This window comes from Pseudomonas sp. AD21, assembly GCF_002878485.1.
Taxonomy (GTDB): Bacteria; Pseudomonadota; Gammaproteobacteria; order Pseudomonadales; family Pseudomonadaceae; genus Aquipseudomonas.
The window spans coordinates 140,898-154,885 of sequence record NZ_NQYG01000003.1 but is presented as its reverse complement, the minus strand read 5'-3'; the positions used below and the strand labels follow the sequence as shown (position 1 = coordinate 154,885).

The following is a 13,988-nucleotide window of genomic DNA, read 5'->3' as shown; positions in this document are numbered from 1 at the left end:
GCGATACGAAAAACGCCTCGAAGCGTTTTCGACCAATAAGAACAATAAACGGAGTACACCGCGCATGCCGTCCTTGCAGACCAGGGCTCTTACGCCCGCTCGTCCTTCGCGTTTCAGCCACACCGCCCTCGCCAGTGCCGCCGCCCTCGCCGGCTTTTCGCCGCTGAGCTACGCCGACTTCATCGAAGACAGTTCCGCCACCTTCGAAACCCGCAACATGTACTTCAACCGCGACTTTCGCGACGGCACCAGTGCCCAGCAAAGCAAGCGTGATGAATGGGCGCAGGGTTTCATGCTCAACCTGCAATCGGGTTACACCGACGGCACTGTGGGGTTTGGTGTCGATGCACTGGGCATGCTGGGGGTCAAACTTGATTCGAGTCCGGACCGTACCGGCACCGGCCTGTTACCGACCCACGATGACGGGCGCGCCGCCAACGAATATTCCAAGGTCGGCCTGACCGGGAAAATGAAAATCTCCGCCACCGAACTGAAAATCGGCAGCCTGATTCCGGAACTGCCGATCCTCAAACCGAACGACGGGCGCATCCTGCCGCAGACGTTTGAAGGCGGTTTGCTGACCTCCAAAGAGATCAAGAACCTGACCTTCACCGGCGGCCGCCTGGACAAGGCCAAGGACCGCGACAGTACCGATTTCGAGGACATTGCCCTCAACAACAAGAACAGCCGTTTTGCCGGTACCGTGGCCGGCAAGCATTTCGATTTTGCCGGCGTGGACTACAAGTTCACCGACAAGATCACCGGCAGTTACCACTTCGCCCAACTCGATGAAGTCTACAACCAGCACTTCTTCGGCCTCGTTGCCTCGCGGCCGATGGGCCCGGGCACGTTCGCCACTGACTTGCGCTTTGCGGTCAGTGACGATCAGGGTGCAGCCCGCGGCGGCGAGATCGATAACCGCTCGCTCAACGGCCTGGTCAGCTATGCCTTGAGCGGCCACAAATTCACGGCCGGTTATCAGCACATGTCCGGCGACAGCGCCTTCCCGTATGTCGATGGCAGCGACCCGTACCTGGTCAACTTCGTGCAGATCAACGACTTCGCCGGCGCCGAAGAGCGCTCGTGGCAAGCGCGTTATGACTTCGACTTCGCCCGCCTCGGCATCCCGGGCCTGTCGTTCATGAGTCGTTACCTGAGCGGTGACAACATCAAGCTCAAGAACGGCGAAGAAGGCAAAGAGTGGGAGCGCAACACCGAGATCAAATATGTAGTACAAAGCGGCGCCCTGAAGGACGTTGCCGTACGCCTGCGTAATGCCACCTACCGTTCCAATTACTCCGCTCGCGATGCCGATGAAGTGCGTCTGCTGGTGAGCTATAGCGTTGCCCTTTGGTAATTCAGTACGTCCATAACAACAACTCCCAAGGAGACATAGATGAACTTATCACTGCGTAAAGTAGCTCTGGCCGCTGGCGTCATGCTGTTCGCCGGCCAACTGATGGCCGAACCGAAACGTCCCGAATGCATCGCCCCGGCCTCCCCCGGCGGCGGCTTCGACCTGACCTGCAAATTGGCGCAGAGCGCGCTGGTCAACGAAAAACTGCTGACCAAACCGATGCGCGTGACCTACATGCCCGGCGGTGTCGGCGCGGTGGCGTACAACGCGGTGGTCGCTCAGCGCCCGGCCGACGCCGGCACGCTGGTGGCGTGGTCCAGCGGTTCGTTGCTGAACCTGGCGCAAGGCAAGTTCGGCCGTTTCGATGAAACCAACGTGCGCTGGCTGGCCGCCGTCGGCACCAGCTACGGCGCCATCGCGGTGAAAAGCGATTCGCCCTACAAGACCCTCGACGATCTCGTCAAAGCGCTGAAGAAGGATCCGAGCTCCGTAGTGATTGGTTCCGGCGGCACCGTCGGCAGCCAGGACTGGATGCAGACCGCACTGATCGCCAAGGCCGCCGGGATCAACCCGCGTGACCTGCGTTACGTCGCCCTCGAAGGCGGCGGCGAAATCGCCACCGCCCTGCTCGGCGGCCACATTCAGGTGGGCAGCACCGACATCTCCGACTCCATGCCGCACATCCAGAGCGGTGACATGCGTCTGTTGGCCGTGTTCGCCGACAAACGCCTCGACGAGCCGGAAATGAAAGACATTCCGACCGCCAAGGAACAAGGCTACGACATCGTCTGGCCAGTGGTTCGTGGTTTCTACCTGGGGCCAAAAGTCAGCGACGAAGACTACGCCTGGTGGAAAGACGCGTTCGACAAACTGCTGGCCTCGGACGACTTCGCCAAGCTGCGCGATCAGCGTGAACTGTTCCCGTTCGCCATGACCGGCCCGGAGCTGGACACCTACGTGAAGAAGCAGGTCGCGGACTACAAGGTGCTGGCCAAAGAGTTCGGCCTGATTCAGTGATCGTCTCTGTCTAGCGGCCGTGGCCTCGCGCATCGAGGCCACGGCACAGGAGTTTCCCATGCTCTTACAACGCATTTTCGCCTCAGTGCTGTTGCTGGTCTGTGTCGGCCTGGCTCTGATGGCGTGGCCGTATCAAGCGGCTTTCTCTTACGAACCGGTGGGCCCGCGCGCCTTTCCCCTGCTGATGCTCGGCCTGATGGGCGTGGCGCTGCTGTACATGGTGTTTCGTCCCGCGCCGATCAAACACAGTGAAGACGAGCCACCGCTGGATCGCGAAACCCTGACCAAGATCGGCATTTGCGTCGTCCTGCTGCTGGTGTTCGCCGGCACATTTGAACCGCTGGGTTTCATCATCGCGAGCGTGATCACCGGCATCCCGATGGCACGCCTGTACGGCGGTCGCTGGTTGCCAAGCGTGGCGATCATCAGCCTGATGGCCGTCGGTCTTTACCTGCTGTTCGACCGTTTGATGGACGTTCCGCTGCCCCTTGGCCTGCTCAGCGTTCTGGAGAACTGATATGGATACTCTTGGCTATTTGGGTCAGGGTTTTGGCGTCGCGCTGAGTCCCTACAACCTGGTGACCGCGCTGTGCGGCACACTGATTGGCACTGTTGTCGGGCTGTTGCCGGGCCTGGGCCCGATCAACGGCGTGGCGTTGCTGATCCCGATCGCATTCGCCCTCGGCCTACCGCCGGAGTCGGCGCTGATTCTGTTGGCTGCGGTGTATCTGGGTTGCGAATACGGCGGACGGATCAGTTCGATCCTGCTGAACATCCCGGGCGAAGCCTCCACTGTGATGACCACTCTCGACGGCTACCCGATGGCCCGCAAAGGCCTGGCCGGTGTGGCGCTGTCGCTGTCGGCGTGGAGTTCGTTCATCGGTGCGTTCATCGCCACGTGTGGCATGGTGCTGTTCGCCCCGCTGCTGGCGAAATGGGCGATTGCCTTCGGGCCGGCGGAATACTTCGTGTTGATGGTGTTTGCGATTGTCTGCCTCGGCGGCATGGCCGGCGATCGACCGTTGAAGACCTTTATTGCCGCGCTGATCGGGTTGTTCCTGTCGACGGTCGGCATCGACGCCAACAGCGGTGTGTACCGCTTCACCGGCGACAACATTCACCTGACCGACGGCATTCAGTTCGTGGTGTTGGTGCTGGGCCTGTTCTCCATCAGCGAAATTCTCCTGCTGCTGGAAAAAACCCACCACGGCCAGGAAGCGGTGAAAGCCACGGGCCGGATGATGTTCAACTTCAAGGAAGCGGCGTCAGTATTCGTGGTCAACGTCCGGTGCGGCGTACTGGGCTTCATCATGGGCGTGTTGCCGGGTGCCGGCGCAACCCTGGCCAGTGCCGTGGCCTACATGACCGAGAAACGCATCGCCGGCGCCAGCGGCAAGTTCGGTGAAGGCGATGCCCGTGGCCTCGCAGCGCCGGAAACCGCGATCGGCGGGGCAGCATGCGGCGCACTGGTGCCGATGCTGACCCTCGGCGTTCCCGGCTCGGGCACCACGGCGGTGATGATCGGCGCGCTGTCGCTGTACAACATCACCCCGGGCCCGCTGCTGTTCCAGCAACAACCCGACATCGTCTGGGGTCTGATCGCCTCGTTGTTCATCGCCAACGTCATGCTGGTGATCCTCAACATCCCGATGATCCGCATCTTCACCCGCATCCTCGCCGTGCCGAACTGGGCACTGGTGCCAGTCATCGCCATCATCACCGGGATCGGCGTCTACGCGGTGCACGCCACCACATTCGACCTGTTCCTGATGATCGGTATCGGCATCTTTGGCTACATCCTGCGCAAGCTGGACTTCCCGCTGTCGCCGCTGCTGCTGGGGTTCATCCTTGGCGAACTGATGGAGCAGAACCTGCGGCGCGCCCTGTCGATCTCCAACGGTGCGCTGGAAATCCTCTGGTCGAGCCCGATCACCCTCGGTGTCTGGGTACTGACGGCGATCATGCTGCTGATGCCGATCATCCGTATCTGGCGCAAACGTGCGGCCGCGCAACGCGCCATCGCCGATGTCTGATCGGTCTTCCCTCAGAAGCCGGTGGGCCACCCCGCTGGTCGGTCTGCTTGGCGGTTTTATCGCCAGCCAGATCGGCTGGCCTCTGCCGTGGATGGTCGGCTCGTTACTGGCGATCATCCTGGTGCGCTGCCTGACCCCGTGGCAACTCACGGAAATCCCCGGCGGGCGCAAATGCGGCCAATGGATCGTCGGCATCGGTATCGGCCTGCACTTCACCCCGGTGGTGATGGAGCAGGTGCTGAGTCACTTCGGTTTGATCTTCTTCGGTGCGCTGGTCACCAGCCTGTCGGCAGTGGTCGGTGTGTGGCTAATGCGCCGTACCGGCGAGGATCGCGCCACCGCTTTTTTCTCGAGCATGCCCGGCGGTTCCGGGGAGATGGTCAACCTCGGTGCGCGCAATGGCGCGATGCTCAGCCATGTCGCGGCGGGGCAAAGCCTGCGGGTACTGGTGGTGGTGCTGTGCGTGCCGGCAGCGTTCAAGTATCTGCTGGGCGACGGCACACCGATTTCCCACGCCGGCAACGTCGATTGGCGCTGGCTGGCGATTCTATTTCCTACAGGCGCCCTGCTCGCCTGGCTCTGGCAGCGTTTGCGTCAACCCAATCCCTGGCTGTTCGGGCCGTTACTGGTGAGTGCCACGGTGAGCATCGTCTGGGATCTGCACATCGGTCTGCCGGACGGTGGCAGCCAGATCGGTCAGTGGCTGATCGGCAGCGGACTCGGCTGTCACTTCAACCGCCAGTTCTTCCGGCGCGCGCCGTCATTCATGGGCCGCACGTTGATCGGCACGGCGCTGACGATGTTGATCGCGACATTGGCGGCATTGGGCTTGAGTGCGCTGACCCATCTGGATCTGCGTTCACTGACGTTGGGCATGATGCCCGGCGGGATTGCCGAGATGAGTCTGACGGCGGAGACCCTGCAACTGTCGGTGCCACTGGTGACGGCGATGCAGGTGATGCGGCTGTTGTTTGTGTTGTTTCTGGCGGAGCCGTTGTTCAAGTACTGGAACCGTAATCCCGAGTGATACCGAGTCGCCTTTTTCGCGAGCAGGCTCGCTCCCACAAGGTTTTGAGGTGTGCACACAATCTGTGGCAACCACAATAACCTGTGGGAGCGAGCCTGCTCGCGAAGGGGCCGGCCCGGTCAGCCAGTCAAACCGGCGGCAGACGCCACTCGATCGGCGCTTCGCCATTCTGCTCAAGAAACTTGTTGGTCCGGCTGAAGTGCCCGCAACCCAAGAAGCCGCGATACGCCGACAGCGGTGACGGATGCACCGACGTCAGCACCAAATGCTTGGTCGCATCGATCAGCTTCTGCTTGCTCTGCGCATGCGCGCCCCAGAGCATGAACACCAGGTGCGGCTGCCGCTCGCTGACCAGTTCAATGATCCGATCAGTAAAAAACTGCCAGCCCTTGTCCTTGTGCGCGTTGGCGTTGGCACGCTCCACGGTCATGGTGGTGTTGAGCATCAGCACGCCCTGATCGGCCCAGCTTTGCAGGTAGCCGTGGTTGGGGATGTCGATGTTCAGGTCGCGTTTCAACTCTTTATAGATGTTGACCAGCGACGGCGGCGCCGGTACGCCCGGCTGCACCGAGAAGCACAAGCCATGGGCCTGGCCCGGGCCGTGATACGGGTCCTGACCGAGAATGACGACTTTTACCTTATCCAGCGGCGTGGAGTTCAGCGCATTGAAAATCAGCGGTCCCGGCGGATAGATTTCCTTGCCGGCCGCCCGCTCCTGCTGCAGAAAGTTGCGCAACTCTGCCATGTAAGGCTGGTCGAACTCAGCACGCAGTGCCTCCTTCCAGCTCGGTTCGAGTTTGATACGGTCGTCAGCAGTCATGGTTACATCCGGCGAAAACAATTGGGGCGAACCCTAGGAAACCCGCCCATGCTTGTCAATTGATCTGACGCAGATCCGGCACTTTCCCACACAACGATCATACTGATCGTTCAAATTCCCGATCGAGGTCACGATGAATCTGCACTTCGAAGAACTCACCGGCACCGACGGCGCCCGCCTCGGGGTCGCCAGCCTGGACGCTGAAAAGTCGCTCAACGCGCTGTCCTTGCCGATGATCAACGCCCTGAGCGACAAACTGAACGCCTGGGCCAAGGATCCGCAAATCGTCTGCGTGCTGCTGCGCGGCAACGGCGCCAAGGCGTTCTGCGCCGGCGGCGAAGTGCGCAGCCTGGTGGAAGCCTGCCGCGCCCATCCCGGCGAAGTCCCGCCACTGGCCGCGCAGTTTTTCGCCGCGGAATATCGCCTGGACTACAGCCTGCACACCTACCCCAAGCCGCTGATCTGCTGGGGCCACGGTTACGTGCTCGGCGGCGGCATGGGCCTGTTGCAAGGCGCCAGCACACGGATCGTTACGCCGAGCAGTCGTCTGGCGATGCCAGAGATCACCATTGGTCTGTATCCGGATGTGGGCGCCAGTTGGTTTCTGTCGCGATTGCCGGGCAAGCTCGGGCTGTTCCTCGGCTTGACCGGCGCGCACATGAACGCACGTGATGCGATCGACCTGGACCTGGCCGATCGCTTCCTGCTCGATGAGCAGCAGCCGGAACTGATCGAAGGCCTGCTGCAACTGAACTGGCAGGAACAGACCGACATGCAACTCAACAGTCTGCTCAAGGCCTTGCAACAGGAAGCCGTGGGACAAATGCCCGAGGCGCAGTGGCTGCCGCGCCGTCAGCCGATCGATGAACTGCTCGACGTCAGCGACGTAACCTGCGCCTGGAAAGCCATCAGCCTGCAACGCGACAGCAGCGACCCGTTGATCGCCCGCGCAGCGAAAACCCTGAGCGAAGGTTCGCCGCTGACCGCGCACCTGGTCTGGGAACAGATCATCCGCGCCCGCTACCTGTCATTAGCCGAAGTCTTTCAGATGGAATACACCTTGAGCCTCAATTGCTGCCGACATCCGGAATTCAGCGAAGGGGTGCGCGCGCGGTTGATCGACAAGGATCAGAAGCCACACTGGCATTGGCCGGACATCAACAACGTGCCGGATGCGGTGGTTGAGGCGCATTTTCACAAGGTCTGGGAAGGTCGGCATCCGTTGGCGGATTTGACGCAGTATTGAGATTGATTGCCCGCGATGATCACCTCTTGGTCCCATCGCGGTTCCCTCAATCTGAAGTTATTGCGGTCACATGTTCAGTTCGTAGAACTGAATTATTTCGGCCAATGCGAGTTGCGCCTCTTCATTTTCCTTTACAAGAATATCCTCCACATCACGCAGTGGTGGAAGAGGATGCAGTCGTTCGGCAATTTGCATTGCGGTGTAGTCTTGAACCGTTTTTCCTTCGCCGCTAACCCTTATGAACCCAATCGCGCTTTCGCCTCCAGAGAAATGATTAGCCACTCGAATCTTGGGACCCATGCCATAACTGACCACTATCACAAGATCATCCTGATCGCGATGAAACCTTAATTGTTCAATAGGTAGGTCCACACCGGAAAAATCGATTCCATCAATCCCGCCCCCAGTGTTGTTGATCACGTCCCTTCCAAGACCATCGTATTTATAGAGATCGTTGCCAGCACCACCAGACAATGTGTCATTACCGGGACCGCCTAGCAGTACATCATCGTCGACACTCCCCATCAGCGCATCATGTCCCTGCATACCTCTGATTTCACCTGCACCGCTTAAAGTGTCATTACCGTGACTTCCCACCAGCGGGAGCGTTTGGCCATCTCTCAAAGATTTGGCGCTGGCCGCATTAGCAACCAAGAGACCATTGTGATAAGTATCCGGTGCAGGACCCAGCTGACTGGAGCCAAACAACTCTTTGAGACTAGCGCTTGATCCATCTGCAAACTTTATAACCTCGATACCGGAACCCACAACATCCCCGGCATTGGGTAGAACAATACGAACTTCCTGCGACCCACCCCATTTAATATCGAGTGTCGAGTAGAGCATTTTTGCCCGAGGCGGATGGCCATAGGCATTACGAGGCGGATCAGGTGCCAACTCAACATTGACTGTTTCAATGAGTGTTGCGCCCCAACTGAGCTGCAAATTCTCCTGCGTCGCGTCCCCTGGAAGCACGACAGTATCTTGATCGACCAACCCATACTCGTCCTTCCATCCGGCCACACCTACTTCAGGTCGGAGAAAAACCGGATTCAGCACATCCGCGATAATGGTCGTTGCGCCAGCATGCGCCTGCACGATGTAAGTATCGGCACCGTTCTCACCGTACAGGTAATCATCCCCTGCGCCGCTCACTAAATAATCAGCGCCTTCAGAACCGAGCAAGGTATCGTTGCCTGCCCCGGCGGACAAAAAGGCACCCGGTATCCTGTCATTGATAGAGCCATAATTAAGCAGAAAACCAGAATAGGCGACGATCAGGTCATCGCCCGCACCACCCTGGAAAAGATTGCCGACTTCGACATTAACTCGCCCACCGGCATCGTCGCCGTAGACAACTTTATGTTTGATCGTTTCAGTTGTGACATCCCGCCGAAATTCCCTGCGGACAGTTTCGCCCGCCGCGAAATTTTCAGCGGGATAGACGTACCACCCTTCAATAGCGCCTGAATCTTTTCTATCCGCGATAATTACGTCGCCGATTTTGAATGAAAAACCGCTGGCAGTGCCAGATCGAAAATAACGTGGCTCCAGTAATAACGGCGACGTAATGCCCTCTTTCTTTACCTCTCGAAAACTGGATTGGGATGTAGAGCTTGACTGTCTTTCGCTAAATACCGCATCGCCAGTGGCAGACCCCATCCATTGAGGCGTTTCAGACAATACCCCCGTTTCGATGCTTTCATCGATCACATCAGTGTGGGTGATATAACCCGTATCGTTGGTGGTTATATGGTTACGAACCCAGACACCTGGTTTGCTCAAGGTAAAGCCTGTTGCATGCCTGCTTGCGGAGCGCTTTGCTTTGAGCTCCGCCAGGAACCTGTCTGTCCAGCCAACATCATGATCAATGGCATAACTTCGTTCCTCGCCAGGAACAACGATCCCTGATTGGTCCGGAACAGCAACCTGTTCTTCGTCTGCAATAATGTCTTTATCTTCTTCTTTGGCCAGCACTCCATCCCCTGCTGGCGGCTCGATGATCTCTACAGCTGGCAGCGTTTTTTTCATGACCTCTTGATAGCCGAGAATGACACCATCGCTAAACGTGAACGTTGAATTCTTCCATTCTTCATAATTCCTGATAAGGATGGCGTCCCCCTCACCATTGAACAGCCGCAATACCCGGCCTACGGAAACATCAATGATGTCGGCTTTCAAACTTTCCGCAGAGAACCCGGCACCGAACTTGATGACATTGCTGCCACCTGAATCGGTGATAACGTCAAGACCATTACCCACCCCGAAATAGTAAACATCAGCGCCGTCATGGCCCTCCATCACGTCGTTACCGGCCCCGCCATCAAAAACGTTATTGCCTGAATCGCCGCGAAGGTGGTCTACACCCTCCCCGCCCACTAATGTGTCGTTGCCACCACCGCCCAGCAAGGTATCGTTGCCTGAACCACCGTCCAGATAATCCGCGCCGTGTTCAGCCTCGGCTGTCTGCTCGTAGTCGCCGGATAAAATGTCATCATCAGCGCCGCCGTAAAGTGTGTCGGCGCCCAAGCCGCCCAAGAGGGTATCGTTTCCTTCATCGCCTTGAAGGTAATCATTGTTGATTCCACCTGACTGCAGGTTGGACACATCGCCATCCATCGCGTCAGCTCCTGCCCCGCCGATCAGAGTATCGGAGCCACCCATTCCCTGAAGTGTGTCATCGCCCGCTCCACCATCAAGTAAATCATTACCGTGATAACGAATCGGATGCTCAGCATTGTCCCCGGCCAGCACGTCATTACCTTCACCTCCGAACAGCAGATCATCCGCCCCGCCCCCCAAAAGTTTGTCGTCTCCCGCACCACCGTCTAGCAGGTCATTTCCAAAAAAGTGCGCGGCGTCACCGGCAACGCCGTTCAGTACATCGTCATCCCCGTGGAGAGTGTCATTGCCAGAGCCACCATAAATCGCATCGGCTCCACCGTTACCAGCGAGCCAATCATCGCCACTGCCACCGTCCAATACATCGTTGCCATGGTGTTTGCTTTGCAGTCCACCGCCCCAGTCGAGGTTATCTCCCATCATTGTGTCGTTACCGCTTCCTCCAGCCAGCGTGTCATTCCCCCCCTCCCCCCAAAGAAGATCATCTTCAGTTCCGCCATCAAGCAGATCCTCACCCCATCCGCCATTGAGAACATCGCGACCGCCCTGGCCGTAGAGAACATCGTTATCGCCCTGCGTCGAACCTTTAAAGGAGGCCTTTGAAAAGACAGTTCGGTGACTGGTGACACCACCGTCTATAAGAACTTTGACGCGTGTGAATCCCCATTTCTGCTCCAGCGCGCCGGTCGTTTCATCCCCTGATAAAATGTCATCCCCCGCACCGCCAATCAGCGTATCCCGATCGTTACCGCCCAGAAGCACGTCCTGGGATGCCGTACCGATGAGCAAATCGTGGCCAGCACCGCCATCAAGCCAATCGCCTCGAGCTGCTTTCCCTTTAGAGTCGCCAGCGGCCATGGCTTTTTCGAGCGTCGTCTGTTTATCCCCAAACAACTGATCGTTTCCGTCCTTGCCGAACAATCGGTCTGATCCACCAAGTCCGAGAATGACGTCGTCTTTTGCAGAGCCGTAGAGCAAATCGGCCTTGTTTCTCTGTTTTACGTTGGGCAATAACAAGGCGTTGCCCAACTCATCGTATGAGAACTGATCCCCGGGAACATTGGGGTCGATATCTTTCGCTTTCCAGTCGCCCTGGAGAACCAGATCGGGAGCAGAGAACGTATGGTCATGGTGTTCAGGAAGTCGGATACCCAGCATCCCGGGGCGGAAGTTCTTGATAACGACGAGATCGTTCAGGCCATATTTGATGTTGAGCGTGGGTTCGCTGAGTTCTTCGATGAGAGTCAGGGTGATGGCCTGATCCTCGGTCGACCAGATATTGCTCAAAGGGGCGCGGCGTTTGAGTGAAGGAATCGGCGCGCCGTTGATCCATAGCTGCCCATTGGCATTGGCTTCGAAGATCTCATCGATGCCATCACCGCTGGAAAACTCATAGCGGTCGCTGCCCTCGCCACCGATCAAAGAGTCGCTGCCCTTTCCTCCGACCAGAACATCATCACCGGCCATTCCGTGCAGCGCATCATTGCCGTCGCCTCCGGCAAGCAAGTCGTTGCCGCGTCCACCCTCGATGACATCGTGACCTGCCAGTCCGTTGATCGTGTCATTGCCCGCGCCGCCATACAGATGATCAGTGTTCACACCGCCCTCGAAAGACCGCGCGCCGTCATCGCCGAACATCACCAGCGGATTTAACACACCGGTGGTCATCGGCACCTGTTTGGCTGAAGCAAGATCGGAGTAGGAAAACTTCTGCAGCGAGTGTTCTCCAAACGAGCCCTGAGTTCGGGCAATCAACCGGGCCAACATCTGCGCACGATCAACGAGCCATTGCGCGGTGATGAAACCTTCGCCGGTCAGCGGATCGTAGAGTTCCAGTCCGCGTCCGGGGTAACCGTCATCGCGTTCGATGACGATTTCACTGAGTTGCTTCAGGGAATTGCGCAACGACAGGCCGATGGGTGTCGACTCCCCAGCCAGTTTTGCCCATGAATTCGCGTTTCCGTATTCGCCTATTGATTGGGTGACGATGCTTTGGGACTGCTCCGGTGAAAATGCCGAGAAGAATGCGTGAGCGTTGGTGGCGAAGGTTTCATCGGTGGTAGCTGGCGCTGCTGAATCGCCGTCGTAGGTGCGCTTGAACATGTCCAGGAATTCGTTCTGGCCATAGCGCAGCATCAGGTCGACCACGACGGAAACCGGCGTGCCTTGAACGACATGCTGAATCAGCGGATTGAGGCTGCCACTGGCGAGCGCGATATTGATTTGCTCTGGCACGACGGAAAGCAGACTTTGCAGTGGGTTGACGCCGAAATTGCTGATCGCCGCTCGCAGGCCGACACTGTATGAATCGATGGCGAACAGAATATTTTTATAGTCATCGAGCCTGTTGGCTTTTGCTTGAGTCGGCGGGCCGCCATCTTCCCCTTGCGAATCACCAGCGGAGATCAATCTCCAGGTTTCATAGGGCGGCGCTCCACCCAACAGGCTGAATCCGACCGTTCCGGACCAGCCGGCATTGCGTTTCACGGCTGTATCGTCCTCCCCGCAAACCTTACTAAACAGAGCCTCGCCAATCGCGCTGGCATCGATTTCTGCGATCTGGCTAATGGACGGAACCGTCCAGGGTGCCAATCGATCAGCAAGGGATCCGTCGATCAGGGTATTGATGAAATTGACGGCGACTTGATTGGATGACAGCTGCATCAGGTCTTCACTGAAGATTCTATTCAGTCTCAATTCGCCTTGGCGCGAGGTGTAGCCGCGAATCAGGGCGGAGTAGGCACCGTTTCCCCCGTTGGCATCAATGGCCACGGCAAGCCAGAGCCTGGCGCTATTCAGAACTTTTGCAGTCTCTTCATCAACAGCTAAAATTTCAGAAACTCTTCCATCGATAATATCAAATAGCTTTTGATACAGCGGAGCGCAGCCAGTCCCTGCCAACTCCAGCGCTTCGTACTGAATCTCTTCTGAGCGCAGCCTCATCCCTTTACAAATATTGGCTGCATTAAAGATTTCTGTTTTTTCCATATCGCTAAATACATAACTCATCGTTACTTCCTTGTAATAACAGCGCGTGATAGATAATCACTGAGAAACTTGAGCATCCCAGGTGCTTCGCGTAATGAGGAAAGTCGGAGACTTACGCGACCGTGCCCCCCGGAAAAATCAAAGCTGTGTAACTCCACTGTGCAAAAAAAACTCAACGTCCCAAAATCCAGATTCTCCAGTTCAGTTCTGCTGAACTTTGCCAGTTTCTTGCCAGTCAGTTCTTCCTCGGAAGCCGGACGTATCAAGCCGTCACAATTTATTAATCGAGGTGTTCCATCACGCCGCGACCAGCCAGTAATGACAAACGTTCTAACGACCCCCTCATTCTTGAAATGCGGCGGAGGTGCATTAAGCCAAAGCTCCAGTCCCGGATAATTTTTTAGCTTTACAATCAATTCATCCGGCCAGTTGACGTGCCGATAACCCCGCTCATGGGGCTCGGTAGTCTCTTTTCTTGTATAAAGCCCGGCGTTCACTTTATAAAGACGCCAACTTTCAGGAGTCGGTTTTACACTCTGATCGTGGTACGAGCGTATCTCCGTCCCGGTCCACCAGAAATGCCCCTTGAGCGTATTGGCAAGGCACGCTTTCTTATTCGACAATTCAGGCATGCCAACATAAAACTCCGGCACCAGAGTCTTATCCACATAGCTGCCGCCCAGTATGGGCACCTGCTTCATGCTCGCCAGCTTCTTTTGACAGGCCTCCTGATCCACGTAATAAATTGCCATCGCTTTGGAGGTTTCTTCTTCACGGATATAAAAATCCACCACGCAATAACAGACATAAATAAACAAGCCGTATTTCAATAACTTCTTAAACCATTTAACCAAATGCTTACGCGACATCCGGAGCAT

The 13,988-nt window shown here is 57.3% G+C and carries 9 protein-coding genes; 6 read left to right on the top strand and 3 right to left on the bottom strand.

What is annotated here, in order from left to right; translation table 11 throughout:
• Nucleotides 1-64: 64 nt before the first annotated feature.
• From PseAD21_RS02910 to PseAD21_RS02890, 5 genes are read left to right on the top strand one after another with little or no spacing between them, the layout of a single operon-like run.
• Entirely contained in the window at nt 65-1,357 is a 1,293-nt protein-coding gene (locus PseAD21_RS02910; RefSeq protein ID WP_102354423.1) for an OprD family porin, read from the top strand.
• Between the two features lie 39 nt (nt 1,358-1,396).
• On the top strand, nt 1,397-2,374 hold the full coding sequence (locus tag PseAD21_RS02905) for a tripartite tricarboxylate transporter substrate binding protein (RefSeq protein WP_102354422.1): 978 nt from the start codon (nt 1,397-1,399) through the stop codon (nt 2,372-2,374).
• A gap of 58 nt (nt 2,375-2,432) precedes the next feature.
• Nucleotides 2,433-2,891, top strand: a complete 459-nt coding sequence (locus tag PseAD21_RS02900; protein WP_102354421.1) for a tripartite tricarboxylate transporter TctB family protein — start codon at nt 2,433-2,435, stop codon at nt 2,889-2,891.
• Nucleotide 2,892: 1 nt separating this feature from the next.
• Nucleotides 2,893-4,407: a tripartite tricarboxylate transporter permease gene (locus PseAD21_RS02895; protein ID WP_102354420.1), complete on the top strand. Its 1,515-nt coding sequence runs from the start codon at nt 2,893-2,895 to the stop codon at nt 4,405-4,407.
• Entirely contained in the window at nt 4,400-5,434 is a 1,035-nt protein-coding gene (locus PseAD21_RS02890; protein ID WP_102354419.1) for an AbrB family transcriptional regulator, read from the top strand. Before PseAD21_RS02895 ends, PseAD21_RS02890 begins: the two co-directional genes overlap by 8 nt.
• Nucleotides 5,435-5,561: 127 nt before the next feature.
• On the opposite strand, the gene ung is transcribed toward PseAD21_RS02890, so the two are convergent.
• Nucleotides 5,562-6,254, bottom strand: coding sequence for a uracil-DNA glycosylase (ung, locus tag PseAD21_RS02885; protein WP_007963257.1), 693 nt, complete (start codon nt 6,252-6,254; stop codon nt 5,562-5,564).
• 133 nt (nt 6,255-6,387) lie between these two features.
• Between ung and PseAD21_RS02880 the strand changes: the two genes are divergently transcribed.
• Nucleotides 6,388-7,500, top strand: a complete 1,113-nt coding sequence (locus PseAD21_RS02880; protein WP_102354418.1) for an enoyl-CoA hydratase/isomerase family protein — start codon at nt 6,388-6,390, stop codon at nt 7,498-7,500.
• A gap of 66 nt (nt 7,501-7,566) precedes the next feature.
• Here the strand turns inward: PseAD21_RS02880 and PseAD21_RS02875 are convergent, their stop codons facing one another.
• A complete protein-coding gene (locus PseAD21_RS02875) occupies nt 7,567-13,131 on the bottom strand; it encodes a calcium-binding protein (RefSeq protein ID WP_102354417.1) in 5,565 nt (1,854 codons plus the stop codon).
• Nucleotides 13,132-13,133: 2 nt separating this feature from the next.
• On the bottom strand, nt 13,134-13,988 hold the full coding sequence (locus PseAD21_RS02870; RefSeq protein WP_102354416.1) for a hypothetical protein: 855 nt from the start codon (nt 13,986-13,988) through the stop codon (nt 13,134-13,136).

Bases quoted from the DNA above. Each gene is read 5' to 3' on its own strand.
- PseAD21_RS02910 (WP_102354423.1), top strand. From the start codon at position 65: ATGCCGTCCTTGCAGACCAGGGCTCTTACGCCCGCTCGTCCTTCGCGT.
- ung (WP_007963257.1), bottom strand. From the start codon at position 6,254: ATGACTGCTGACGACCGTATCAAACTCGAACCGAGCTGGAAGGAGGCA.
- PseAD21_RS02895 (WP_102354420.1), top strand. From the start codon at position 2,893: ATGGATACTCTTGGCTATTTGGGTCAGGGTTTTGGCGTCGCGCTGAGT.
- PseAD21_RS02870 (WP_102354416.1), bottom strand. From the start codon at position 13,988: ATGCTCCGGATGTCGCGTAAGCATTTGGTTAAATGGTTTAAGAAGTTA.
- PseAD21_RS02900 (WP_102354421.1), top strand. From the start codon at position 2,433: ATGCTCTTACAACGCATTTTCGCCTCAGTGCTGTTGCTGGTCTGTGTC.
- PseAD21_RS02880 (WP_102354418.1), top strand. From the start codon at position 6,388: ATGAATCTGCACTTCGAAGAACTCACCGGCACCGACGGCGCCCGCCTC.
- PseAD21_RS02875 (WP_102354417.1), bottom strand. From the start codon at position 13,131: ATGAGTTATGTATTTAGCGATATGGAAAAAACAGAAATCTTTAATGCA.
- PseAD21_RS02905 (WP_102354422.1), top strand. From the start codon at position 1,397: ATGAACTTATCACTGCGTAAAGTAGCTCTGGCCGCTGGCGTCATGCTG.
- PseAD21_RS02890 (WP_102354419.1), top strand. From the start codon at position 4,400: ATGTCTGATCGGTCTTCCCTCAGAAGCCGGTGGGCCACCCCGCTGGTC.